This is a genomic window from Microbacterium sp. VKM Ac-2923, from assembly GCF_022815605.1.
GTDB lineage: Bacteria > Actinomycetota > Actinomycetes > Actinomycetales > Microbacteriaceae > Microbacterium.
Map to the genome: position 1 here is coordinate 235,194 of NZ_JALGRP010000002.1, position 23,973 is coordinate 259,166.

At 70.5% G+C, this 23,973-nt stretch carries 23 protein-coding genes; 6 read left to right on the plus strand and 17 right to left on the minus strand.

What is annotated here, in order from left to right:
• Window positions 1–125: 125 nt before the first annotated feature.
• The 8 genes from MT347_RS04265 to MT347_RS04300 form a co-directional block, all read right to left on the minus strand.
• A complete protein-coding gene (locus MT347_RS04265; protein ID WP_243498392.1) occupies window positions 126–1,424 on the minus strand; it encodes a citrate synthase in 1,299 nt (432 codons plus the stop codon).
• 242 nt (window positions 1,425–1,666) lie between these two features.
• Window positions 1,667–2,476, minus strand: a complete 810-nt coding sequence (locus tag MT347_RS04270; RefSeq protein ID WP_308194203.1) for an ABC transporter ATP-binding protein — start codon at window positions 2,474–2,476, stop codon at window positions 1,667–1,669.
• A complete protein-coding gene (locus MT347_RS04275; RefSeq protein WP_243498395.1) occupies window positions 2,473–3,312 on the minus strand; it encodes a siderophore-interacting protein in 840 nt (279 codons plus the stop codon). The genes MT347_RS04270 and MT347_RS04275 overlap by 4 nt, the downstream gene beginning before the upstream one ends.
• Window positions 3,309–4,325 (minus strand): iron chelate uptake ABC transporter family permease subunit, encoded by a 1,017-nt coding sequence (locus MT347_RS04280; protein ID WP_243498397.1) that lies wholly within the window; start codon window positions 4,323–4,325, stop codon window positions 3,309–3,311. The genes MT347_RS04275 and MT347_RS04280 overlap by 4 nt, the downstream gene beginning before the upstream one ends.
• Window positions 4,322–5,362 carry an iron ABC transporter permease gene (locus MT347_RS04285; protein ID WP_243498399.1) on the minus strand — a complete coding sequence of 347 codons (1,041 nt, stop codon included), beginning with the start codon at window positions 5,360–5,362 and terminating at the stop codon, window positions 4,322–4,324. Before MT347_RS04285 ends, MT347_RS04280 begins: the two co-directional genes overlap by 4 nt.
• Window positions 5,359–6,333, minus strand: a complete 975-nt coding sequence (locus MT347_RS04290; protein WP_243498401.1) for an ABC transporter substrate-binding protein — start codon at window positions 6,331–6,333, stop codon at window positions 5,359–5,361. Before MT347_RS04290 ends, MT347_RS04285 begins: the two co-directional genes overlap by 4 nt.
• A gap of 81 nt (window positions 6,334–6,414) precedes the next feature.
• Entirely contained in the window at window positions 6,415–7,212 is a 798-nt protein-coding gene (locus tag MT347_RS04295) for a helix-turn-helix transcriptional regulator (protein ID WP_243498402.1), read from the minus strand.
• Between the two features lie 7 nt (window positions 7,213–7,219).
• Window positions 7,220–8,056: an AraC family transcriptional regulator gene (locus MT347_RS04300; RefSeq protein WP_243498404.1), complete on the minus strand. Its 837-nt coding sequence runs from the start codon at window positions 8,054–8,056 to the stop codon at window positions 7,220–7,222.
• Window positions 8,057–8,140: 84 nt separating this feature from the next.
• On the opposite strand from MT347_RS04300, the gene MT347_RS04305 reads away from it, so the two are divergent.
• From MT347_RS04305 to MT347_RS04315, 3 genes are read left to right on the plus strand one after another with little or no spacing between them, the layout of a single operon-like run.
• Window positions 8,141–9,187, plus strand: coding sequence for an iron-siderophore ABC transporter substrate-binding protein (locus MT347_RS04305; RefSeq protein WP_243498405.1), 1,047 nt, complete (start codon window positions 8,141–8,143; stop codon window positions 9,185–9,187).
• Window positions 9,188–9,193: 6 nt separating this feature from the next.
• Window positions 9,194–10,363: an ABC transporter ATP-binding protein gene (locus MT347_RS04310; RefSeq protein WP_243498407.1), complete on the plus strand. Its 1,170-nt coding sequence runs from the start codon at window positions 9,194–9,196 to the stop codon at window positions 10,361–10,363.
• Complete coding sequence (locus MT347_RS04315; RefSeq protein WP_243498410.1) at window positions 10,360–12,063, plus strand: ABC transporter ATP-binding protein; 1,704 nt, start codon at window positions 10,360–10,362, stop codon at window positions 12,061–12,063. Before MT347_RS04310 ends, MT347_RS04315 begins: the two co-directional genes overlap by 4 nt.
• Before the next feature lie 228 nt (window positions 12,064–12,291).
• Here the strand turns inward: MT347_RS04315 and dapC are convergent, their stop codons facing one another.
• From dapC to MT347_RS04340, 5 genes are all read right to left on the minus strand, one after another.
• Window positions 12,292–13,395 carry a succinyldiaminopimelate transaminase gene (gene dapC, locus MT347_RS04320; protein WP_243498411.1) on the minus strand — a complete coding sequence of 368 codons (1,104 nt, stop codon included), beginning with the start codon at window positions 13,393–13,395 and terminating at the stop codon, window positions 12,292–12,294.
• 3 nt (window positions 13,396–13,398) lie between these two features.
• A complete protein-coding gene (fdxA, locus tag MT347_RS04325; RefSeq protein WP_243498413.1) occupies window positions 13,399–13,719 on the minus strand; it encodes a ferredoxin in 321 nt (106 codons plus the stop codon).
• Between the two features lie 53 nt (window positions 13,720–13,772).
• The gene (locus tag MT347_RS04330; protein ID WP_243498415.1) at window positions 13,773–14,171 is read right to left on the minus strand and encodes a DUF6113 family protein; all 399 of its coding nucleotides are present in this window, start codon (window positions 14,169–14,171) and stop codon (window positions 13,773–13,775) included.
• A 99-nt stretch (window positions 14,172–14,270) separates the two neighbouring features.
• Window positions 14,271–14,585 carry an AzlD domain-containing protein gene (locus MT347_RS04335; protein ID WP_243498417.1) on the minus strand — a complete coding sequence of 105 codons (315 nt, stop codon included), beginning with the start codon at window positions 14,583–14,585 and terminating at the stop codon, window positions 14,271–14,273.
• The gene (locus tag MT347_RS04340) at window positions 14,582–15,310 is read right to left on the minus strand and encodes an AzlC family ABC transporter permease (RefSeq protein ID WP_243499035.1); all 729 of its coding nucleotides are present in this window, start codon (window positions 15,308–15,310) and stop codon (window positions 14,582–14,584) included. The genes MT347_RS04335 and MT347_RS04340 overlap by 4 nt, the downstream gene beginning before the upstream one ends.
• 65 nt (window positions 15,311–15,375) lie before the next feature.
• Between MT347_RS04340 and MT347_RS04345 the strand changes: the two genes are divergently transcribed.
• Window positions 15,376–15,927: a helix-turn-helix domain-containing protein gene (locus MT347_RS04345; protein WP_243498419.1), complete on the plus strand. Its 552-nt coding sequence runs from the start codon at window positions 15,376–15,378 to the stop codon at window positions 15,925–15,927.
• A gap of 85 nt (window positions 15,928–16,012) precedes the next feature.
• Window positions 16,013–16,381: a DUF2200 domain-containing protein gene (locus tag MT347_RS04350; protein WP_243498421.1), complete on the plus strand. Its 369-nt coding sequence runs from the start codon at window positions 16,013–16,015 to the stop codon at window positions 16,379–16,381.
• Between the two features lie 349 nt (window positions 16,382–16,730).
• On the opposite strand, the gene typA is transcribed toward MT347_RS04350, so the two are convergent.
• A complete protein-coding gene (gene typA, locus MT347_RS04355; RefSeq protein WP_243498423.1) occupies window positions 16,731–18,641 on the minus strand; it encodes a translational GTPase TypA in 1,911 nt (636 codons plus the stop codon).
• Between the two features lie 132 nt (window positions 18,642–18,773).
• Complete coding sequence (locus tag MT347_RS04360; protein WP_243498425.1) at window positions 18,774–20,528, minus strand: ABC transporter ATP-binding protein; 1,755 nt, start codon at window positions 20,526–20,528, stop codon at window positions 18,774–18,776.
• Between the two features lie 62 nt (window positions 20,529–20,590).
• On the opposite strand from MT347_RS04360, the gene MT347_RS04365 reads away from it, so the two are divergent.
• Window positions 20,591–21,193, plus strand: coding sequence for a PH domain-containing protein (locus tag MT347_RS04365; protein WP_243498427.1), 603 nt, complete (start codon window positions 20,591–20,593; stop codon window positions 21,191–21,193).
• A 20-nt stretch (window positions 21,194–21,213) separates the two neighbouring features.
• Here the strand turns inward: MT347_RS04365 and MT347_RS04370 are convergent, their stop codons facing one another.
• Together MT347_RS04370 and MT347_RS04375 are read right to left on the minus strand one after the other, a co-directional pair.
• Window positions 21,214–22,263: an ABC transporter permease gene (locus tag MT347_RS04370; protein WP_243498429.1), complete on the minus strand. Its 1,050-nt coding sequence runs from the start codon at window positions 22,261–22,263 to the stop codon at window positions 21,214–21,216.
• 31 nt (window positions 22,264–22,294) lie between these two features.
• Complete coding sequence (locus MT347_RS04375; protein ID WP_243498432.1) at window positions 22,295–23,839, minus strand: ABC transporter permease; 1,545 nt, start codon at window positions 23,837–23,839, stop codon at window positions 22,295–22,297.
• Between the last annotated feature and the right edge of the window lie 134 nt (window positions 23,840–23,973).

Sequence of the window (23,973 nt, forward strand, 5' to 3'; positions counted from 1 at the left end):
GAGAGGAACGGCGTTTGTCGTCGCGCGGGCGGCGCGTGACGCGCGCAGAGCGCGAACGGTCGGACCGCCGACGACGAAACGCCCCGCCCCTCACGTGGAGGGACGGGGCGTCGAGGCGCGGCGGGTCAGCCGACGCCGGGGTAGTTCCGCTCGGAGGCACCCGTGTACAGCTGCTGCGGGCGGCCGATCTTCGTCTGCGGGTCGGTGATGGCCTCGCGCCACTGCGCGAGCCAGCCGGGCAGGCGACCGATGGCGAAGAGCACCGTGAACATACGCGTCGGGAAGCCCATGGCCTTGTAGATGACACCCGTGTAGAAGTCCACGTTCGGGTATAGACGACGCTCCTTGAAGTAGTCGTCCTCGAGGGCGATCTGCTCGAGTTCCTTCGCGAGATCGAGCAGCGGGTCGCTGACACCGAGGGCTTCGAGCACCTCGTCGGCGGCCTCTTTGACGAGCTTCGCGCGCGGGTCGTAGTTCTTGTAGACGCGGTGCCCGAAGCCCATGAGCTTGACACCCGCTTCTTTGTTCTTCACGCGCTCGACGAAACGCTCGACACTCTCACCGGAGTCCCGCATGCGGCCGAGCATCTGCAGCACGGCCTCGTTCGCGCCGCCGTGCAGGGGACCCGAAAGCGCCTGGATGCCGGCGGACACCGACGCGAACTGGTTGGCGCCGGTGGAGCCCACCAGGCGCACCGTCGAGGTCGATGCGTTCTGCTCGTGGTCCTCGTGCAGCATGAGCAGCAGGTCGAGGGCCTTGGTCATGACGGGGTTCATCTCGTACGGCTCGCTCATGACGCCGAAGTTCAGCTTGAGGAAGTTGTCGACGAAACTCATCGAGTTGTCGGGGTACAAGAAGGCCTGCCCGATGCTCTTCTTGTGCGCGTAGGCCGCGATCACCGGGAGCTTGGCGAGCATGCGGACCGTGTTGAGCTCGACGTGCTCGGGGTTGTGCGGGTCGGACTCGGCCTCGTAGTACGTCGACAGGGCCGCGGTCGCTGCCGACAGCACCGACATGGGGTGCGCGGTCGGCGGAAGCGACGAGAACAGGCTCTTGAGATCCTCGTGCAGCAGGGTGTGACGGCGGATGCGCTCGTCGAAGGAGGCGAGTTCGGATGCCGACGGAAGCTCACCGTAGATGAGAAGCCATGCGACCTCGAGGTACGTGCTGTTCTTCGCGAGCTGCTCGATCGGGTAACCGCGGTAACGGAGGATGCCCTGATCACCGTCGATGTAGGTGATGTCGGACTTCGTCGAGGCGGTGTTCACGAAGCCGTAGTCGAGAGCCGTGTGACCGGTCTGCTTGGTCAGCGACGCCATGTCGATGCTCGGTACGCCGTCGGTACCTCGCAGGACCGGGAATTCGGCGGTGGTACCCCCCACCGTGAGGGTGGCCTTGTCCTGCTGCGTACCCGCGTCGCTCACCGCGCCTCCTTGCGATTTCTGGTCGCCCGTGTGGTCGATCGCGGGTCCAGAGGCTCCCGCGGTCATTCGACCGATGGATGCCACGGGAGTGTCATCCGGGTCGGCACGCGCACGGATGGTGACCCGGGCACAGTGCTTTTACAGCCTAGTAGTCACGCCGACGTACAGATGACACCGCCAAAGGATGTCCCCATCGAATGGAGGGATCCTCCTTGTCACGCCGCCGTCGCCCTGGCATCCGCTCATAGTCGTGTCTTCGGCACCACCAGCGGTGTGCCCGACTCTGGGTCCGTGATGATGCGGCACGGCAGGTCGAAGACCTCCTCGACCGCGGCGGCGGTGAGCACGTCCGCGGGCGAGCCGTCGATCACTATTCGGCCCTGCTTCAGCGCCACGATGCGATCGGCGTAGCGCGCCGCGTGGTTCAGATCGTGCAGCACGGCCACGATCGTTCGACCTCGTTCGCGGTGAATGCGGCGGAACAGCTCGAGCGCGTCGAGCTGATGGGCGATGTCGAGGTACGTGGTGGGTTCGTCCAGCAGCAGCGTGTGCGTGTCCTGGGCGAGCGCCATCGCGAGCCACACCCGCTGGCGCTGGCCACCCGAGAGCTCGTCGACGTCGCGCCCGGCGAGGTCGGTGACGCCGGTGTCCGCCATCGCGTCTCGCACCGCGGTCTCGTCGGCGTGCGTCCACGCGGCGAAGGGGCGGCGATGCGGGTAGCGGCCCCGGGCGACGAGGTCGGCGACGCGCATTCCGTCGGGTGCGGTACTGGACTGCGGAAGGATCCCCAGCGAGCGGGCGAGTTCCCGAGGCGATCTGGTGCGCAGGTCCTGTCCGTCGAAGACGATCGAGCCGGCGGTCACCGGCACCAGCCGGGCAATCGCCCTCAGCAGCGTCGATTTGCCGCAGCCGTTGGGCCCGACGATCGCCACGAACGATCCCGCACGGATGCCGAGCGACAGAGCATCCACGACGGTCGGTCCGTGGGGGTAGGCGATCGACGCCTCGGTGACGGTGATGACCTCGGGCACGGCATCCGGAGACGGGGTCACAGGAGTCCTCTCTCGGCGAGCAGGTCTTCGAGGCGGTCGGTCTGCACGGCCTCGTCGAGATCGGTGGCGAGCACCTCGTCGATCGCCCGGCGGAGGTCCGGCCCGGCCGCGTCGAAGCGCGCAGCCCAACGCTCGCTGTCGCGGCGCCAATACCCCATCGTCATCCACCGGTGCGTCGGGATCCGCAGCTCGCGCCGCAGCGTCGAGCGCACGGCGCGCATGTCGGCGGCCTCGCCCGCGAACCAGACGTAGGCGGCGGGGTCGTGGGCGGCCACTCGCTGCGTCTCGGCGACCAGCTCCTCCGCCCGGCACCACCGCACGTCGTCATCCGAGCGGACCGAAAGACGCTGCCGGTCGGCCGGATCGTCGACGCAGACCAGCACCGTCACCGGGGGCGTCGGCTCCTGCGCGCGCGCCCGTTCGTCCAGGATGCGGCCGATTGCCGGCAACGCCGTCGCATCGCCGCTGAGCACGACGCGCGTGGCATCGCGCGGGGGCGCGTAATGCCCCCGGGGTGCGTCGAACGACACCGCGTCGCCGACGGCGGCGCGCGCCGCCCACTCGGTGGCCGGGCCATGGCCGTGCAGCAACAGGTCGACGACGATCTCGCCCGCCTCGGGATGCCGCTCGCGGACGGTGTAGTACCGCTTGACCGGGGTGGCATCCGGGCCCGGTACCCAGAGCCCGAAGAACTCGTCGGCCGCCTGCGGCGGGGCGAGCGCCGTCCCGTCGATGCTTCGCACGTCGCCGAACACCACGCGCACCATGTGGGCGCTCACGCGTGACACCGCCACCACGACGGCGGCGAAAACGGGGCGATCGTCTCGATCGGTCATCGGTCCTCCTTCTGTCGGCGGGTGAGCAGCCACGCGAGATAGACCCCGCCGAGACACACCGTCACCAGGCCCGTGGGCAGCATGGCGGGGGCGAGCAGGCGGGAGGCGAGCAGATCGCTCGCGCTCAGGAGCGCGGCACCGATCAGCGCCGATGCGCCGAAGGGGATGGCCCCGGTGTGCCACAGCCGCCGAGCGATCTGCGGCGCCGCCAGGGCGACGAATCCGATGGGCCCCGTCACCGCGGTGGCGACCGAGATCATCCCGACCCCGGCCACCATCGCCGCCCACCGCGCGGTCGCCGGGCGCACGCCCAGGCCGGCAGCCCGGTCGTCGCCGAACTCCAGCGCCTGCAGGGCCGGCGCCCCCGCGGCGACGACGACGGCTCCGACGACGAGCGCCACCCCCGCGGGCAGGATCCACGCCGCGTCGACCCCGTTGAGCGAACCCGTCGCCCACACCGCCGCCGCCCGGGCGCGCACGTCGTCCAGACGCAGGACGAGCACGACGTTGACCGCCCCGAGCATCGCGGTGACGCCGATCCCCGTGATCACGACGGTGAACCCGCGAAGACCACCGCGGGCGCTGAGGCCGAACACCACCACCGCAGCCACCAGGCCGCCGGCAACGGCCCCGCCGGTCAGCGCGATGAACGACGTGGCCCCGGCGACCGTCACCAGCAGAACGCCCGTGAACGCCCCGACCGAGAATCCGAGGATGTCGGGACTGCCCAGCGGGTTGCGCGTCACCGTCTGGAACAACGCCCCCGACAGGCCCAGGAGGGCCCCGATGACGAGGCCCAGCACCGCCCGGGGCAGCCGCCACTCGCGCACCACGAGAACCGTCCCCGGGTCGCCTCTACCCGCAAGCGCAGCCAGCGCGTCACCCGGCGCGACGCCGAGGTCGCCCAGGGCCAGGGTGCCCAGGCTCACCGCAGCCAGGACGATCGCGCACACCGTCCACGCGACGGCGCGGCGGCGGCGCAGGGACGGGTGCGCGCGGATCGCGGAAGTCACGAGACTCTCCGCCGTCGGCGCACGAGCGCGATGAGCACGGGGGCGCCGAGGAAGGCCGTGACCACACCGAGCGGCAGCTCACGGGGGGCGATGACCGTGCGGGCGAGCAGGTCGGAGGCCAGCAGCAGGACGGGACCCGCGACGACGCTGACGGCCACGGTGCGCACCTGGTCGGCTCCGGTGACCGCGCGCACGGCGTGCGGCACGAGCAGTCCGACGAAGCCGATCGGACCGACGGCGGCCGTGGCGGTGCCGCACAGCAGCACGATCGCCACGAGTCCCGCCGCACGCACGCGCGTGACGCGCGCGCCGAGGCTGTGCGCGGCATCTTCCCCCAGCACGAGCAGGTTCAGCCCGGGGGCGATCGCGACGGCGAGCACGAGACCCGCCGCGATCAGGGCGGCCACGAGCAGCGCGATGGGCGTGTCGCGCGCGGCGAGCGACCCGGCCTCCCACACGCGGATGCGGGCGTACTCGGCGGGGTCCACCAGGCTCAACGCCTGGGTCACCCCCGACAGCACCGCGCCGAGGGCCACACCGGCGAGGACGAGCCGGGCGACGGATCCCGAGCGCCCGACTCCGCCGAGGAGGGCGACGGCGAGGCCGGCGACACCGGCGCCCACGAAGGCGAACAGCAGCGTGGTGCCGAAGCCGTGCAGACCGAGCCCGACGAAGGCGACCGCGACCGCGAACGACGCGCCCGCGTTGACCCCGAGCAGCCCCGGCTCGGCGAGCGGGTTGCGGGTGAGCGCCTGCATGACGACGCCGGCCACGGCGAGCGCGGCGCCGACAGCGATGGCGAGGAGCGCGCGGGGCACGCGGAGGGTGTGCACGATGATCGAGGCCGTCGAGGCGTCGGGATGCCGCAGCAGATCGAACACCTGCCCGGGTGAGAGGAGGGGATCGCCGACGCACAGCGAGGCGACGGCGAGAGCGGCGACGGCGATCATCGCGACGGCGGCCAGGCCCCGGGCGCGCGGAGGGGTCGCCGAGGAGGGTCGCGTGAGACGACCCGCCCCGACGGAGTCGACGGTCACCGGCTGAGCGGCTGCAGGACGTTGTCGACCAGTTCGTGCACCCACTGCTGGGCCGTCTCGTAGTCGGTGACCGACGCGCGCATCGCGTAGATGTTTCCCGTCCGAGCGACGTCGAGGCTCTGGAAGAGCGGCGAGGACCGGATCTCCTCGATCCCGTCATACGGCGTGCCGTCGATCGCCGAGAAGGTGAGGGCGTACGTGACCTGGTCGAAGACGGTGGGCAGTTGCTCGAGCGGGAGCGAGACGTAGCCCCGTCCGTCGGTGTCGACGAGCGATGCGGCCCCGGGGCCGTACTCGAGGCCCAGCTCGTCGACCACGAGATCGCCCGTGGCGCCGGTCGGGAGCTGTACCGAGAACTGCCCCGGTTCGTCGCCGAACGAGAAGGTGACCCACCGGTTCCCCTCGATCACGGCGCGGTAGGTCTCTCTGGTCTCATCGCGCACGGTCTCGAAGGCCGCCTTGCTCGCGGTCCAGGTGTCGGTGGTGCCGGTCGCCGCGGCGGTCTGCTCGGTGATCTGCTGCCAATCCCCGCGGTCGGCGCCCCCGACGATCACGGTCGGCGCGATGGTGCTCAGGCGCTGATAGGTGCTTTCGTCGACCTCATCGGCGTCGCCGACGATGAGATCGGGCCGGGCGGAGGCGAGAGCCTCGAAGTTGATCTCGCCGTAGGTTCCGACCTTCGTCGCGTCGGAGATGTAGTCGATCTGCTCGGCCGTGTAGCTGTCGGCCCATCGCGAGTAGTCGATCGTTGCGACGGGCTTCACCCCGAGCGACATCAGCTGCCACGGGGTGTCGTACGACACCCCCGCGACCCGTTGCGGATGCTCCGGCACCTCCACCGGGCCGTACACCGACTCGACCGTCGCGGAGGTCGGGGGCGCCGACGTCTGGGCGGGTGAGGCGCATCCGGTGAGGAGGGCGAGGGCGAGCGCGGCGGTGGCGGCGACCACGCCGGGGCGGCGTCTGAGCACGGGAAACTCCTTGAAGTAAAAGTAAGGGTTACCTAATTATTCCGAGCGGTGTCGCCCCGTGCGGGCAGGAGCATCTCCCCGTCAGCCGACTTCTTTCGCGAATCGGTCATCTCGACGCCCCAGGGCGAACTCCCGCGGGCTCGCCCCGACACTGTCGCGGAACGCCGTCGAGAACGCAGCCGGTGAGTCGTACCCCACTCGCCGGGCGACGACGGCCACCCCGGCGCCCGCGGCGAGCGCGGCCATGGCCGCCTGCATGCGCAGTTGCACGCGCCAGCGAGAGAACGACATTCCCGTCTCCTCGCGGAAGCGCCGTGCGAAGGTGCGCGGACTCACAGCGCTGACCCGGGCCCACTCCTCCACCGTCCGCGCGTCGCCCGGGGCACCGGAGAGCGTGAGCGTCACGGCGCGAAGCCAGGGGGTGCGCGGTTGGGGCAGCCCGGCGTCGGGCCGGGCGCCCAGAGACAGCAGATCGAGCGCGAACGCCTCGGCCCGCGCGCGGCGCTCGGGCGCGCGCTCCGGGTCGGAGTACTCGGAACTCAGGTGCGCCAGCACGTCGTCGAGCAGCGAGGAGGTGGTCAGCACCGCCGGACGGGCGAGGGCGTCGGGCACGGCACCGGGCAGGAACCAGGTGCACCGCATGACGTTTCCCGGGCTGGCGTGCACCGCGTGCGCGGCGCGCGCGGGGATCCAGATCGCCGCCCCGCGCGGCACGACGAACACGGCGTGATCGGTCGTGACCGTTACCGCACCCGTGACCGACGACAGCAGTTCGTGTTCGTCGTGGTCGTGGGCGGCCCACCGGTCGCCCGCTTCGTCTCGGCTGGGTGTGGCGATCTCGATCGAGTGCAGTCGGGGACTCCCCGGGTCCGGCGGCATCCACTCTTCACCCATCGCTGTCTCGCGATCTGGCCGCGTAGGCGGCCGGAGTCACCCCGAAACGCGTGCGGAACGCGGAGATGAAGCTGCTCACCGAGTCGTAGCCGACCGCCGGTGCGACCTCGCTGACCGCATCACCGCGCAGCAGCAGTCCGACCGCGGCGTGCAGGCGCGCCCGCACCCGCCACTCGCGGAAGGTGCGGCCGGTGTCGGCGACGAAGGCCCGCGCGACCGTCTTGGCGCTCACCCCCTCCCGCGCCGCCCACGACGCCAGGTCGCGGTCGTCGTCGGGAGCCGCCATCAGCGCGAGCGCGATCGAGCGGGCGCGCGGGTCGTGCGGCAGGGCGACCACCTCGCGGGCGATCGGGGCGTCGGCGACCAGGTCGCTGAGCAGCGCGAAGCACGCTTGGCGACGCGACTCGGTCAGACCGGTGGCGGCGAGATGGCGAAGCAGTGCTCCCCCCAGTGGCTCTAGGGAGAGCACGCGGGCGCGGTCCCACCCCCGCGGCGCGGGGCGGTGTCGCTGATCGATGTAGGCGCTGACCAGTTCGCCCGGCTCCGTGAAGCGCATCTCGTGTCGCACCCCGGTGGGGATCCACACCGCGTGGTCGCGACGCAGGTGCCAGCGGTCGGTGCCGACCGACACCTCCATCGACCCGGATGCCATCCACGCGAGCTGGTCTTCCTCGTGCCGGTGCGGGGCGAACCCGCTGCCCGCCTCCAGCGGTATCGACGTCGCCGCGAATTCGGCGGATGTCCATTGGCGAACAGGCTCCGCGACGTCATCCGCGTTTTCGGGATGCCGGTGTTCGCGAGACGACAGACCCGTGTCCTCTATCAGCATTCGATGTCTCCTCGGGCGGATGGTGAGCGGGGTTAGGCAAGGCTAACCTAGCGGCGCTTCACCCACCCGAACGGAAGTCCCCACATGCCCGACACCCGCCCTCTCGTCCGCCTCGCCGCCCTGGGCGCCGCCCTCGCCGTGACGGCGGCGCTCCTCACCGGCTGCGGCGGCGCCGCCACGGCATCCGCCGAGAACGCCACGTACTCCACCGAGCCGAGCGACACGTTCCCCGTGACCGTCGCCCATCAGTTCGGGGAGACGACCATCGCCGCCGAACCGCAGCGGGTCGTCGTGGTCGGACTCACCGAGCAGGACATCCTGCTCGAGCTCGGCACTCCCCCGGTGGCGACGACCGAGTGGTACGGCGAACAGCCTTTCGCCGTCTGGCCCTGGGCGACCGATCTGCTCAACGGCGCGGAGCCCACCGTGCTGCAGGCGACAGACGGGTTCGAATTCGAGAAGATCGCATCGCTGAAGCCCGACCTCATAGTCGGCACCAATGCGAACATGACCGCCGACGACTACACCAAGCTCAGCGCCATCGCGCCGACGGTGACCAGCGTCACCGGCGCCGACCGCTACTTCTCGGCGTGGCAGGACCAGACGCGCCAGATCGCCAAAGCCATGGGGCGTACGGCCGAGGGCGAGGAGCTCATCGCCGGCGTCGAAGACTCCTACGCCGAGGCCGCCGCGGCCCACCCCGAGTTCGCCGGACGGTCGGCGTCGTTCTCGCAGGGCGGCCCCTACGAGGGCAACATGTACGTCTACCCCGACGGCCTGAACACGGACTTCCTCACCGACCTCGGCTTCGTCATGACGCCCGATCTCGAGAAGTACGCCGCGCAGCCCGGCCAGCAGGCGCTCATCTCGGGTGAGAACATGTCGCTCATCGACGCCGACGTGATCGTCTTCGCGACGGAAAACGCCGAGTCGCTGCCCGACCTGCTGTCGTTCGGCACCACATCGTCGCTGAAAGCCGTGACCGAGGGGCGCGCGGTGTACACCGACGGCGAGCTCGCCGGAGCGATCTACTTCCTCACGCCGCTGAGCCAGAAGTACGTGCTGGAGCAGCTCGTCCCGCGCCTCGAGAAGGCCGTCGCGGGTCAGTCGCCGCAGAGCATCGACGGTTGACGTTTCGTGTCATCGTCCACGGCGGTCGCGTCGCGTCCTGCGCGGCGCGACCGCCCCCCGGTGGGGCAGCTGGCCGCCGTCGTGTTCGGCGGCGCCGTGCTGCTGAGCATCGCGTGGCCGCTGGGGATCGCCGTCCTCGTGGGCGCACCCCTGCTGCTGTGGCTGACCGATCGCGCGGGCTCGACCCTGCGCGCGCGCAGCGGCGACGAGCAGCAGGCCGCGGCGACCGCCGCCGGCCGCGCCGCCGACCTCATGGCCGGGTACCGCGTGATCCGCGGGATCGGCGCCGAGGCAGAGGCATCGCGCCGCTACGCCCGTGCGAGTCGTGCGGCCCTGCACGACACCCTGCGCGCGCGCCGCGCCGAAGGGGTGTTCGGGGGCGTCATGAACGGGGTCGCCGGTCTCTTCCTCGCGGCGGTCGCCGTGGGCGCGGCCCTCCTGACCGTCACGGGCGCCCTCGGACTCGGCGAGTTCATCGCTGTCGTCGGACTCGCCCAGTTCCTCATCGACCCGCTGCAGTCGCTCGCCCTGTCGACCGGAACGTGGTGGGCATCGGCGACCGCGTCCGCTCGCCGCATCCTGGACGAGCTGCGGGAGGAGGATGTTCCCGACGACGCCATCCCCGTCGCAGCGTCGTCCGTGAGCGTCATCGCACCGGGCGAATTCGTCGTCGTCGCGTGCGAGGGGAGCTCCGCCCCCGGGGTGCTCGCCGGCATCCGCGACGCGCACCCCGATGCGCTCGTCGTGCCGCACGACGCGCACCTCTTCGCCGGAACGGTGCGCGAGAACGTCGCCGGTCCGCCGACGCCATCCGGGCGGACGGATGCCGAGCCTGCCGAGACCCCGCGCGTGGCATCCGCTCTGCACGCCGCCGCGTGCGACGACCTCGAGAACGTGCTCGCCGCCGGATGGGACACCGCGGTGGGCGAGAACGGCACGGCGCTCTCGGGCGGTCAGCGCCAGCGCGTGGCGTTGGCACGGGCCCTCGCGCGCGACGCCGACCTCCTCGTGCTGCACGACCCGACGACGGCGGTCGACGCCGTCACCGAGGCGCGGATCGCCGAGCGCCTGCGGGCCTCCCGCCGCCACGCTCGCACGGTGGTCGTTACGCGGGCACCGGCTTTCGTCGCCGTCGCCGACCGCGTCGTGCACTCCCTCGAGGAGAACCCGGCATGACGGTGCCGCTTCCCACCGCCTCCGCGCGCGAGGTGGCCGGCGCCGTCGCGCGAGCGCTCCCCCGTGGCCGGTGGCGCCTGCTGGTGCTGGCAGTCGTCGTGCTCACCGCCGCGACCGCCGGCGTCGTCGGTCCGCTCGCGCTCGGCGCCGTCGTCGACGCGGTGGCGGCCGGCGATCGCTCCCCCCTCCTCGTCGCGCTGCTGGCCGGGGTGATGGGCGCGGCGGTGATCGTCGGCGCGGTGCTCGGCGCCGTCGGCCTGATCGCCGCATCGCACCTGTGCGAGATCGCGCTGGCGAATCTGCGCGAACGCATGGTCGAGGTGGCGCTCCGCCTGCGACAGGACCGGGTGGAACGCGCCGGCACGGGCGACCTGATCGCCCGCGCGGCCGACGACGTCGCCGAGGTCAGCGATGCGATCCCCCGCGTGGTGCCCGCGGTGGTCGGCTCGGCGTTCACGATCGTCGTCACGCTCGCGGGTATGGCCCTGATCGACCCCTGGTACGCCGTCGCGCTCGCGGCCCTCGCCCCCGTGCACGTCTGGGCGGTCCGCCGGTACTTGCGCACCGCGCCCGCGGTGTACGCGGCGGAGAGGGCGGCGATGACCGATCGCTCGCAGCAGTTGCTGGATGCATTGCGCGGTCGCGAGACGGTCCGGGCATTCGGGCTCGCAGACTCGCGGCTCGCCCGAATCGCCGACGCGTCATGGACCGTGGTGTCGTGGAGCATGCGGGCCCGCGGCATCCAGAATCTGTTCTTCGCCCGGTTGAACGCGGCGGAGTTCCTCGGCATGGCGGGACTCCTCGTCGCCGGCTTCGCTCTGGTGTCCACGGGGGCGGGGACCGTGGGCGGCACGATCGCCGCGATGCTGCTATTCCTCCGTCTGTTCGGACCCGTCAACCAGCTGCTCTTCGTCACCGACGACCTGCAGTCGGCCCTGGCCTCGCTCGGCCGCATCGTCGGCGTCATCCGCGCGGACGAGGCCGCCGTCGACGCTCTCCACGGCGACGGCGTCACCCTCACCGCCATCGAGCACTCCTTCGCCGCCGATCATCCCGTGCTGCACGGGGTGTCGCTGCGGATCGCCCCCGGCGAGACGGTCGCGGTGGTCGGCGCATCCGGCGCGGGAAAGACGACGCTCGCCGCGATCGCCGCGGGCGTGCACACGCCAGTGCGTGGCGAGGTGCGCCGCCCCCGCTCGCGTGCCCTCGTGACGCAGGACGTGCACGTCTTCGACACCACCCTGCGAGAGAACCTGCTCCTCGCCCGGCCTGGATCGACGGATGCCGAGCTCCACCGCGCGCTGAAGGACGTCGGGGCCGATGCCCTCTCCGCACGGCTCCCCCTCGGCCACGACGAGCCCATCGGAGCCTCGGGTACCCCCGTCACCCCGGCCGAGGCGCAGCAGATCGCGCTCGCTCGCGTGCTGCTGGCCGACCCCGCGTTCGTGGTGCTCGACGAGGCGACGGCCGAAGCGGGCTCCAGCGACGCCAGCCGGCTCGAGGAAGCCGCCGAGACCGTCGTGCGCGGACGCACGGCGCTGGTGGTGGCGCACCGTCTCAGTCAGGCCTCGCGAGCCGATCGGATCGTGCTCCTGGAGGAGGGACGCATCCGCGAGGAGGGCACGCACGACGAACTGCGCTCAGCGGGCGGTGAGTACGCGCGGCTGTGGGCGGCGTGGAGCACACCTCGCTCGAGCTGACCGCCCGCCGAACCCCTGTATCGACGTCGGGCGGCTGCGCCCGGAGCGGCTGTGGGCGGCGGGGACCGCACCTCGCTCGGGCCGAGCCGCCGCCGCTCAGACCGAGCCACCGCCGGGGACCGCAGCTCATTCGGGCCCAGTCGCCGCCGCTCAGGCCGAGCCACCGCCGGGAACCTCAGGTCGCTCAGGCCGAGCGAGCTGCCGGACCCACACGCCGACGCGGGACGGCTACGCCCGGAGCCGCTCCGCCGCCGCCGCGACCCGCTCATCGGTCGCCGTGAGCGAGAAGCGCACGTGGTTCGGAAAATGCTCGCCGTAGAAGTGCCCCGGACCGACCAGGATGCCGAGATCGGCCAAGCGCCCCACGCTCTCCCACGCGTCGCGCCCCTCGGTCGCCCACAGGTACAGCCCACCCTCGCTGTGATCGATCGTGAATCCGGCTGCCTCGACCGCGGGCTTCAGCACCGCGCGGCGGCGGGCGTAGAGCTCGCGCTGCGCGGCGACGTGCGCGTCATCGCCGAGGGCGACGGTCATCGCCCGTTGCACGGGAGCCGGCGGCATGAGGCCGAGGTGCTTCCGGCCGGTCAGCAGGCGCGCCACGAGCGCCGGGTCTCCGGCGAGGAAGGCCGCGCGATACCCGGCGAGATTGGACTGCTTGCTGAGCGAGTACACCGAGAGCACGTCGGTGAGGTGGTCGCCCACGACGGCCGGGTCGAGCACGCTGGGCACGCGTTCGGTGTCCCACGGTGCGTCCCACCCGAGCTCGGCGTAGCACTCGTCGGATGCCAGGACGGCGCCGATCTCGCGGGCCCGGGTCACGGCATCCTGAAGCTCGTCGACCGAGAGCACCCGACCGTCGGGATTTCCGGGCGAGTTGATCCACACGAGCTTGGTGTGAGCGGGCCACTCGTCCGGGTCATCGGATGCCACGGCCTCGGCGCCCACGAGACGGGCACCGACCTCGTAGGTCGGGTACGCGGCGCGGGGGTGCACGACGACGTCACCGGGGCCGAGGTTCAGCAGGAGGGGCAGCAGCGCCACGAGCTCTTTGGAGCCGACCGTGGGAAGAACGTTCGCGGCCTCGAGACCGGGGACGCCGCGACGACGGTGGTACCACTCGGCGATCGCCTCGCGAAGCGCCGGTGTACCGGCGGTCTGCGGGTACGAATGCGCGTCGGTCGCGTCGGCGAGTGCCTCGGCGACGACCGCCGGAGTGGGATCGACGGGTGAGCCGATCGACAGGTCGACGATGCCGTCGGGGTGACGTCGAGCGCGCTCCGCGTAGGGTGCGACCGCATCCCAGGGGTAGTCGGCGAGGTCGGCGACGCCCACGGCTCAGTGGCTCTGCGGGGGCAGCTGCGAGATGACCGAGTGGTCCTTGGCGATCACGCCGACCTTGGCGGCTCCACCGGGCGAGCCGATGTCGTCGAAGAACTCGACGTTGGCCTTGTAGTAGTCGGCCCACTCTTCGGGCAGGTCGTCTTCGTAGTAGATCGCCTCGACGGGGCACACGGGCTCGCAGGCGCCGCAGTCCACGCACTCGTCGGGGTGGATGTACAGCGATCGTTCACCCTCGTAGATGCAGTCGACGGGGCACTCGTCGATGCAGGCGCGGTCCTTGACATCGACACACGGGAGGGCGATCACGTAAGTCACCCGCCCAGTCTAATCGCGACCGGGCGACCGGCCCCGCCGCCCGAGCCGCGGACCTAGGATTCGGCGGGTCGCCGCGCCTCGCGCAGGTTCGAGAAATCGGGCCACATCGCCACGAGCACCATCAGGGCCGGGCCCACCACCGTCCACACGAGCGGAATCCACTCGGTACCGACCGTCGGCGCCGCGACGATCGCCGAGCCGCCCGGGCTCACCTGCGAGAAGAGGAACGTCGCCGCGGTGATGCCGAGTCCGCCCGCCAGCGCGTTCACGCGGTCACCGGTCAGGGTGCGCAGCGCCACGAGGAGAGCGGCGCTGCCGATGGTGGCGAGGATCAGCCCGAGCGGAATCGGCCCGACGAGGAACGCCTGGCCGACCGTTCCCGCCGTGCCGTAGAACGCGCCGATCAGGAAGGCGACGGCCCACCCGACGACGCGCGTAATCAGGGAACTCACGCGCGTCAGTCTAGGTGCGACACCTATGCGCACACCCGAGAGCAGAGGCCTCCCCGATCCGGGATGCAATCGGTGACGACGCTCCGAGACCCCACACGGTCACACCGCCCAGCCCCACCACCGCAGCAAGGCCGCCGTGAGGGCGGCGGCCGCGACCACCACGAGGAACGGCGCGCGCGCCCAGAGCAGCAGCGCCGCGACTCCGACGGCCGGTACCCGCGCGTCGATCACGATCGCGGGGCCGGCGGCGAGGGTCTGCACCATGACGAGTGCCGCCAGGAGTGCGACCGTGAGCAGGTCGGCGATCCGCGCGGGGCGCGGTGCCTCGAGCCATCGGGCGGGGAGCAGATAGCCGACCGCTTTCAGGGCGACGCAGATGACGGATGCCAGCAGCACCGCGTTCCACAGGGTCACGGCATCCCCTTCTCTTCGGGCGTGCCGGATGGAAGCGGTGTGGGGCGCTTCGGGTCGAACAGGCCGACGACGACAGCGACGGCGGCCGCGGCGATGACGGGGATGCCCGGCATCAGCACGGGCGTCAGCAGGGCCGCTACCACGGCCGCGGCGGCGGCGACGGCGAGGGGCTGACGACCGCGCAGGCGAGGCCAGAGCAGAGCGAGGAAGGCGGCGGCTGCGGCCGCGTCGAGACCGTATGCGCGCGGGTCGCCGAGCACGTCGCCGAGTAGCGCGCCGAGGAGCGTGGACAGGTTCCAACCGATCCAGATCGCGATGCCCGTGACCCAGAACCCCGCGCGGCGAGCACCCGGGGTGTCCTGCGACATTCCGACCGCGACGGACTCGTCGATCGTGAACTGCGTCGCCGCGGCCTTCCGCCAGAAGCCCCCGCCGATAACAGGCGCCATGCGCATGGCGTAGGCGGCGTTGCGCACGCCGAGCAGAGCGGACGACGCGATCGCCGCCGGAGCCGCGGCGAGGCCGCCCGCCGCCAGGACGCCGACGAAGGCGAACTGCGACCCGCCGGTGAACATCAGCAGGCTCAGCACGCAGGTCTGCCACACGTCGAGACCGGACGCCACCGACAGGGCGCCGAATGAGACGCCGTAGGCGCTGGTCGCGAGGGCGACGGCGAGACCTTGACGCGAGGCTATGCCCTCGGGTGTTCGGTAGAACGAACGCATGAACATCATCGTGAACGACGCACTGTCGTTCGTCAAGTCGAACAATCGCCGAGCATAATGAACGGATGAGCGATCTCGGCGACCGCATCGCGACGACGCTTCGGCGCGAGCGCGAACGACGCGATCTGAGCGTCTCGGAACTCGCGCGCCGCGCGGGGGTGGCCAAGGCGACGGTGTCGCAACTCGAGAACGGCGGGGGCAACCCCAGCGTGGAGACGCTGTGGGCTCTGGCCTCCGCGCTGGACGTGCCGTTCGCCGTGCTCGTCGACGAGGGGGTCCGCTCCCCCACCCTGATCCGCGCGGGCGAGGCGGCCACCGCCGTGCCCTCGTCGGCATCCGACTATCTCGCCGTCCTGCTCTCGGCGAGTCCCCCGCACGCCCGTCACGACATCTACCTGCTGAGCGCCGAACCGGGCTCCCCGCGCCTGTCCGACCCGCATCCCCGCGGCACGGTCGAGCATCTGGTCATGGTCACGGGTCGCGGTCGCGTCGGCCCGGCCGACGATCCGTTCGAGCTCTCCCCCGGCGACTACCTCTCGTATCCCGGTGACGCTCCCCACGTCTTCGAGGCGCTCACTCCCGGCATGAGCGCGGTGTGCGTGGTCGAGTCGCACTGACCCTCTCGACGCCGTCGTCGCGCAGAACGGCCGAGGCGCCCCGCGATGTGCCGAGCGCCCGGCGCCCTGAGCTATCGTGCGGAGCATGTCGCGCATCTTCGACACCGCGTTCTCCGCCGTGTATCCGCTCTATCTCGCCAAGGTCGAGCGCAAGGGGCGGACGAAGGAAGACCTGGATGCCGTGATCACCTGGCTCACCGGCTTCGACGACGCGGCTCTCGAGCGTCACCTGGCCGAGGGCACGACCTTCCGCGCCTTCTTCGACGAGGCGACGCTGAACCCGCACGCTGATCTCGTCACCGGGGTCGTCTGCGGCATCCGCGTCGAGCAGATCGAAGACCCGCTGATGTACCGCATCCGCGTGCTCGACAAACTCGTCGACGAACTCGCGAAGGGACGCCCACTCGCGAAGGTGCTGCGCGGGCCCGCGGCGACGGCGGCGTCCGCGGGCTGAGTGTCCACAACACCCGGAGCCCCCGACAACCCTCCCGGGTGCCTTGGACACCAAAGCCGCACACAGCGCCGGACCGCCCTCGGCACGAACCGCACCGCGCCGAACCCCGGCATCCATCCATCCGCCGAGTGTCCACAACACCCGGAGCCCCCGAGAATCCGCCCAGGTGTCTTGGACACCGAAGCCACACAACGCCGGACCGCCCTCGGCACGAACCGCACCGCGCCGAACCCCGGCCCATCCGCCGAGTGTCCACAACACCCGGGTGTCGTGGACACTCAGCCGGCCGAGAACGTGGAACGGCCCCGCCGAGCGAGAGCTGGGCGAGGCCGTTTCGACGAGAAGTCACTTACGCGTTGGCATCCTGACGCTTCAGGCGCGAAGCGCTGCGACCGCGCTCGGTCGCGTCGAGCACGACCTTGCGGATGCGCACGGCCTCGGGCGTGACCTCGACGCACTCGTCGTCGCGGGCGAATTCGAGGCTCTCCTCGAGCGTGAGCAGACGCGGCGGCGTCATCGACTCGAAGGAGTCGGAGCTCGCCGCACGCATGTTGGTGAGCTTCTTCTCTTTGGTGATGTTGACGTCCATGTCGTCGGCGCGCGAGTTCTCGCCGATGACCATGCCCTCGTAGACCTCCTGCGTCGGCTGCACGAAGAACGACATGCGCTCCTGCAGACCGATCATCGCGAAGGGGGTGACGACGCCGATGCGGTCGGCGACGATCGAGCCGTTCTGACGGGTCGAGATGTGACCGGCCCAGGGCTCGTAGCCGTGCGAGATCGCGTTGGCGATACCGGTGCCGCGCGTGGTGGTGAGGAACTCGGTGCGGAAGCCGATGAGGCCGCGCGAGGGGACGACGAACTCCATGCGGACCCAGCCGGTGCCGTGGTTCGTCATGTTGTCCATGCGACCCTTGCGTCCGGCGAGGAGCTGCGTGATCGCGCCGAGGTACTCCTCGGGCGAATCGATGGTGAGGTGCTCGAACGGCTCGTACGTCTTACCGTCGATCTTCTTCGTGACCACCTGGGGCTTGCCGACGGTGAGCTCGAAGCCCTCGCGGCGCATGTTCTCGACGAGGATCGCGAGGGCGAGCTCTCCGCGGCCCTGCACCTCCCACGCGTCGGGGCGTCCGATGTCGACGACCTTGAGCGAGACGTTACCGATGAGCTCGCGGTCGAGGCGGTCCTTGACCATGCGCGCGGTGAGCTTGTGACCCTTGACCTTGCCCATGAGCGGCGAGGTGTTCGTGCCGATGGTCATCGAGATGGCCGGGTCATCGACCGTGATGGCCTTGAGGGGCCGCACGTCTTCGGGGTCGGCGATGGTCTCGCCGATGGTGATGTCGGGGAAACCGGCGATGGCGACGATGTCTCCGGGGCCGGCGTCGTCGGCCGGGTAGCGCTCCAGCGCGCGGGTCTTCAGCAGCTCGGTGATGCGGGCGTTGCTGGTGGTGCCGTCGGCGCGCACCCAGGCGACCGTCTGGCCCTTCTTCAGCGTGCCGTTGAACACGCGAAGGAGCGCGAGGCGACCGAGGAAGGGGCTGGAGTCGAGGTTGGTGACCCACGCCTGCAGCGGCGCCTCGTCGTCGTACGAGGGGGCCGGGACGTGCTCGAGGATCGCACCGAAGAGGGGCTCGAGGTCGTCGTTGTCGGGAAGCGAGCCGTCGGCGGGACGGTTCAGCGACGCGGCGCCGGCACGACCCGAGGCGTAGACGACGGGGACGTCGAGCAGGGCGTCAACGTCGAGGTCGGGAACGTCGTCGACCAGGTCGGATGCGAGACCCAGCAGCAGGTCGTGCGCTTCTTCTTCGACCTCGCCGATACGCGCGTCGGGACGGTCGGTCTTGTTGACCAGCAGGATGACGGGGAGCTTCGCCTCGAGCGCCTTGCGCAGCACGAAGCGCGTCTGAGGCAGCGGGCCCTCGGACGCGTCGACCAGCAGCACGACGCCATCGACCATGGACAGGCCGCGCTCGACCTCTCCGCCGAAGTCGGCGTGGCCCGGGGTGTCGATGACGTTGATCGTCACCGGCACGTCGCTGTGGACGCCGTTGTAGGTGATCGCCGTGTTCTTGGCGAGGATCGTGATGCCCTTTTCGCGCTCGAGGTCGTTGGAGTCCATCGCGCGTTCTTCGATGTGCGCGTGGTCACCGAACGAGCCGGTTTGGCGGAGCATGGCGTCGACGAGGGTCGTCTTGCCGTGGTCGACGTGCGCGACGATCGCGACGTTACGGAGGTCAGGACGAAGGGCGTGCGCCATGGAGGGTCTCCAGGAAAATTCGGGGTTGCGCCCGGAATCGGGCCTTCCTAGTCTACCGGGCGGTCGCGTCCCTGCCTGGCAGGCAGCACAGAGGGGCGGAATCCGCGCGGACCCCGCCCCTCCGATGCGTTCTCAGGATGCCGGGGTGTCCCGCAGCAACTCGTGCCGAAGCGCGCGGCGCGCGGCCTGCACCTCGACGTCGGGAACCGGGATCGCCGCGATGAGGCGCTGCGTGTACGGCTCCTTCGGAGCGCGCAGAATCTCGTCGCGCGTGCCCTGCTCGGCGATCTTGCCGCGGTTCAACACGACGATGCGGTCGGCCATGGCATCCACCACCGCCAGGTCGTGGCTGATGAACAGGCAGGCGAAGCGGTGCTCCTTCTGCAGTTCGCTCAGCAGCTCGAGCACGCGCGCCTGCACCGACACGTCGAGGGCGCTCGTGGGCTCGTCCGCCACGAGCAGCCGGGGCTGGAGAGACAGTGCGCGTGCGATGCCGACGCGCTGCTTCTGCCCGCCCGACAACTCGTGGGGGTACCGGTTGCGATAGCTGCGGGGCAGACGCACCTCGTCGAGGAGCTTCTCGACGCGGGCGTCCAGGGCTGCGCCCTTGGCCTCGCCCGCCAGGAACAGCGGCTCTCCGATCGACTCTCCGATGGGAAGCCGCGGGTTCAGCGACGAGGACGGGTCCTGGAAGACGATTCCGACACGGCGACGCAGCGACTTGATGAGCTTGCGCGATCCGCTGGAGATGTCGACGCCGTCGACGATCAGCCGTCCGTCGGCGATGGGCTGGAGCCCGATGGCCGCGCGGCCGATCGTGGACTTCCCGGAGCCCGACTCTCCCACGAGGCCGACGATCTCGCCCTCGGCGATGCCGAGCGTCACATCGTCGACGGCACGGAAAGCCGCGACGCGGCCCTTCTTGCCGTACTCGATCGAGACGTTGTCGAGCTGCAGGACCGGATGCGCGATCTCAGGCGCCGCCGCCGCGAAGACGAGCGCCTCCGTGCGGGCGGGACCCTCCGCCACGGCCGCGGCCAGCGCTTCGACCAGGTCGACGGTGGCCTCGCCCTCGAGCGTCTCCCCCAGACGCGGCACGGACGCCAGCAGTTCCTTGGTGTAGGCATCCTGCGGCGAGCCGAGCACCTGTGCGGCCGGGCCCTGCTCCACGACCTGGCCCGACTTCATCACCACGATCCAGTCGGCGAGGTCGGCGACCACGCCCATGTCGTGCGTGATCAGAAGTACGGCCGAGTCGAGGCGGTCGCGCAGGTCGCGGATGAGGTCGAGGATCTCGGCCTGCACCGTCACGTCGAGAGCCGTCGTCGGCTCGTCGGCGATCAGCAGGGCGGGCTCGAGGCTGATCGACTGGGCGATCATGGCGCGCTGGCGCTGCCCGCCCGAGAGCTGGTGCGGGTAGGACGCGAACGCCTTCGCGGGGTCGGGGAGGCCGACCATTTCGAGCAGCTCGAGCGCTCGGGCTTTCGCCTGCGTCGGCGCGATCGGCGTGTGCGCGCGCAACGCCTCGATGATCTGCGAGCCCACGGTCAACACGGGGTTCAGTGCCGTCATCGGCTCCTGGAAGATCGCCGCGACCTCCGGGCCGCGCAGTTGTCGCATCTGCGACGACGACAGGTCGGTGACCTCGCGGCCGTTCACCTTGATGCTCCCGGTCACGCGACTGTTGCGCGGCAGCAGGTCGAGCACGGCCATCGAACTCACGCTCTTGCCCGACCCCGACTCGCCCACCACGGCCACGACCTGACCACGGGCGATCGAGTACGTGAGGTGCGTGGCGGCGGGAACCCAGACGTCGTCGACCGCGAAGTCGACGCTGACGTCGGTCATTTCCAGGGCCGGGACGCCGGCCTTCTCGGTCGTGCTCATGAGAATGTCCTCTCCGTCCCGCTCAGCGGGAGTGAGTGATCGGGGAATGAAAGAATCGAGGGATGCCACGCCAGACGTTCCGTTCGACGTTCACCCGTGTCCTGTGCGCGATCGTGTGGGCGGTCATCGCCGTCGTGGCGATCGGCCTTCTGGTCACGCCCGCGGTGACCGAGGCTCCCGCCCTGATCATCGTCGGCGGTCTGGGGGCGGCGGCCCTGGTCACCGGCATCCTGTGGTCGCCGTCGGTGTCCGTCGACGACGACGGGGTGCAGGTCGACAACATCGCGATGCGCTACCGCGTTCCGTGGGCCGCGCTCATCCACGTCGACACGCGCTACGCCCTGCAGCTGCACACTCCGGGTCGGCGCATCGCCGTGACCGCTGCACCGGCGCCCGGTGCGGCCGGCTCCCTCCGCGCCGCGCGCGCCCATCGCCGCAGCGAGGACGCGGCCACCCCGCAGATCCGTCCGGGCGAGCTGCCCCAGACCGACTCCGGTCGTGCGGCGGCGATGGTGCGCACCCGCTGGCACGCGCTTCGCGATGCGGGACGCATCGAGGCGGGCGTGGCCGAGAGCTCGCGCGTGGACGCGACCGTCCGCGTCGACAACCTGCTGCTGCTGGTCGCCGGCGCGGCCGGTCTCGTCGCGGCGATCGCTCTGGCGTAAGTCGCGCCCGGAGACGACCGTCATGACGTCGGGGTCTCCGGATGCACGCGCGCCTGGGTGCTCGCGGGAGCGGACGTCGCCGTTCCCGTCTGCTCCTTCGTGCGGCGCAGGGAGAAGCGCTTCTGACGGGGGTCGAACGCATCGCGGAGACCGTCGCCGACGAAGTTGACGAGGACCGCGAGCAGCACGATGAACACCGCAGGCCACCAGAACAACCACGGCCGCGTCGAGAACGCCGACTGGTTGTCGGAGATGATCAGGCCCAGCGACACGTCGGGCGGCCGCACACCGAGCTGCAGGTAGCTCAGAGCCGTCTCGAGCAGGATCGCCGAGGCCGCGAGCAGGGTCGCCGCCACGATGACCACGCCGATGGCGTTGGGCAGGATGTGCTTGAAGATGATGCGCGCATCGCTGGCACCGGCGACGCGGGCGGCCTCGACGAACTCGCGCTCGCGCAGGGACAGGAACTCCGCGCGCACGAGTCGCGCGATGGTGGTCCACGAGATCATCGCGAGGAAGAACGCCAGGGGGATCACGCCGAGGCCACCGGTGGCGCGGCCCACGACCGCACCGATGACGATGATCGGGATGACGATGAACACGTCGGTGATGCGCATCAGCACGGCGTCGACCCAGCCGCGGTAGTACCCCGCGAGGGCGCCGATCACGGTGCCCACGGTCGTTCCCACGACGCTGATGATGAGCATCACCAGGATCGAGTTCTGGATGCCGCGCATCGTCATCGCGAAGTAGTCGATGCCGATGCGGTCCTGACCGAACGGGTGGTCGCCCCAGGTGAACGGGAACACCGACAGGGTCGGTGCACCGCCGTCGTTCTGCGGGTTCAACGATGTGAAGTCGTACTTCCACCACCCCGGGATCGGACCGAGTCCGATGGCCGAGACGGAGAACACGGCGAGGAGGAGGAAGAGGATGCCGGACACGACGGCGACCTTGTTGGACAGGAACCGGCGCAGGACGAGCCGACCCTGGCTCACCCCGACGGTGTTGCGTTCATCGGCGGGAGCCGGCGCGTCGACGTTCGCGGGCTCGGGCAGCATCTGGGTCATCGGGAGACCTCCGGGAATCGGACAGCGGCGATCATGCGACCACTCGCACGCGGGGGTCGAGCGCGGCGTACGCGAGATCGGCCAGGAAGTTGAAGACGATGGCGGTGATCGCGATGACGATGAAGTACCCCATCACCGGATTCACATCCACGCGTCGGATCGACGAGACGAACAGCTGCCCCATCCCGGGGATGGCGAAGACCTGCTCGGTGATGACCGCTCCACCGAGGATGGCACCCACATCGGTCGCCACCAAGGTGACGATCGGGATGAGCATGTTGCGCAGACCGTGACGCATCACGACCGTGCGCTCGGGAAGGCCCTTCGCTCGCGCGGTGCGGATGTAGTCCTGGTTCATCACCTCGAGCATTCCGGCACGGGCATAGCGCGTGTAACCCGCGAACGAGATGAGGAGCAGCGAGATCGTCGGCAGCAGCAGGTGGGTGAAGGTGTCGATGCCGCTGATCCACATGTCGCCGTTGAACCCCGGGGTCGCCGCTCCCACGGTGGCGATCGGGCGGCCGTTGATACGGGGATTGTTCACGTACGCGGGCCAGGACTGCATGTAGCGGTCGAGGATGACGAGGGCGAACGAGAAGAACGCCACGATCGCGCCGATGCGCGCCGTCATGCCCCGATCGGGGGCACCCAGCAGGAAACCGGTCACCAGACCGATCACCACGGCGACCACGCCGAGGATGATGATCGTGGCGACGGTCGAGATGTCGAACAGGCCCTGGAGGGTGAAGTACGCGATGTAGGCGATCACTCCGTTGATCGCCGCGACCAAGAGGGCCCGGCGGTTCGACAGACCCGCGATGAGAGCCGTCGTGATGACGACGACACCGCCGATGAGGAGCAGCAGCCCGATGGGGCCGAACCCGGGGTTGCGGAACCAGTCGGTGACGTTGAAGTAGATCAGGAGGGCGACGGTCGCGGCCGCGGCCGTTCCGGCCACGATCACGCGGCGTCGCGCCGCTCCCCCGACCATGGCCTGCCAGACCACGGCCGCGACGACCGCCAGCAGGACGATCACCCAGATCGGTATGGACGTCGCCGATTCGAGGAAGCTGTTGAAGCCGAGCGCCAGGAACTCCTTGAGCAGCACCGCGACGAGGAACGAGGGCAGGGAGAAGAGGAAGAAGCTCAGCAGCGTGATACCGAAGTCGAAGCCGCTGTACTGACGCAGGGCAGATACGACGCCGACCACGATGCCCAGCACGATCGCCAGCACGAACGACGCCGTCACGAGCTGGAGAGTGGATGCGACCGCGGTCGGGAGGATGTCGAGAACCGGGGCGTTGCTGATTGTCAGCCCCAGATTGCAGGCGCCGGTGAAGGGGACGAGGCAGCCGGCCGCTCCGCCGAGCCAGAGGAAGTAGCGAAGCGGGGCCGGCACGTTCAAGTCGAGTGCGGCGACGCGCGCGGCGATCAGTTGATCGCGGTTGGCGGCGGTGCTGTCGCGGAGGTCCTGGAGGGGGTCGCCGGCGTTGGCGGCCAGCACGTACATGATGAACGACGCGGCGAGGAGAACCAGGATCGAGACGGCGATGCGCCTGAGGATGAATCCGACCATCGCGGGAGGACTTCTTTCGATCGGGTGACGGGCGCGGGACGGCGCCCTGGAAAGGATAGTCGCGGGGCACAGCATTGATGCGCGCCGCGCGCAGACGACGTAAGGCGCCGGAGCCGAGCGATCGACTCCGGCGC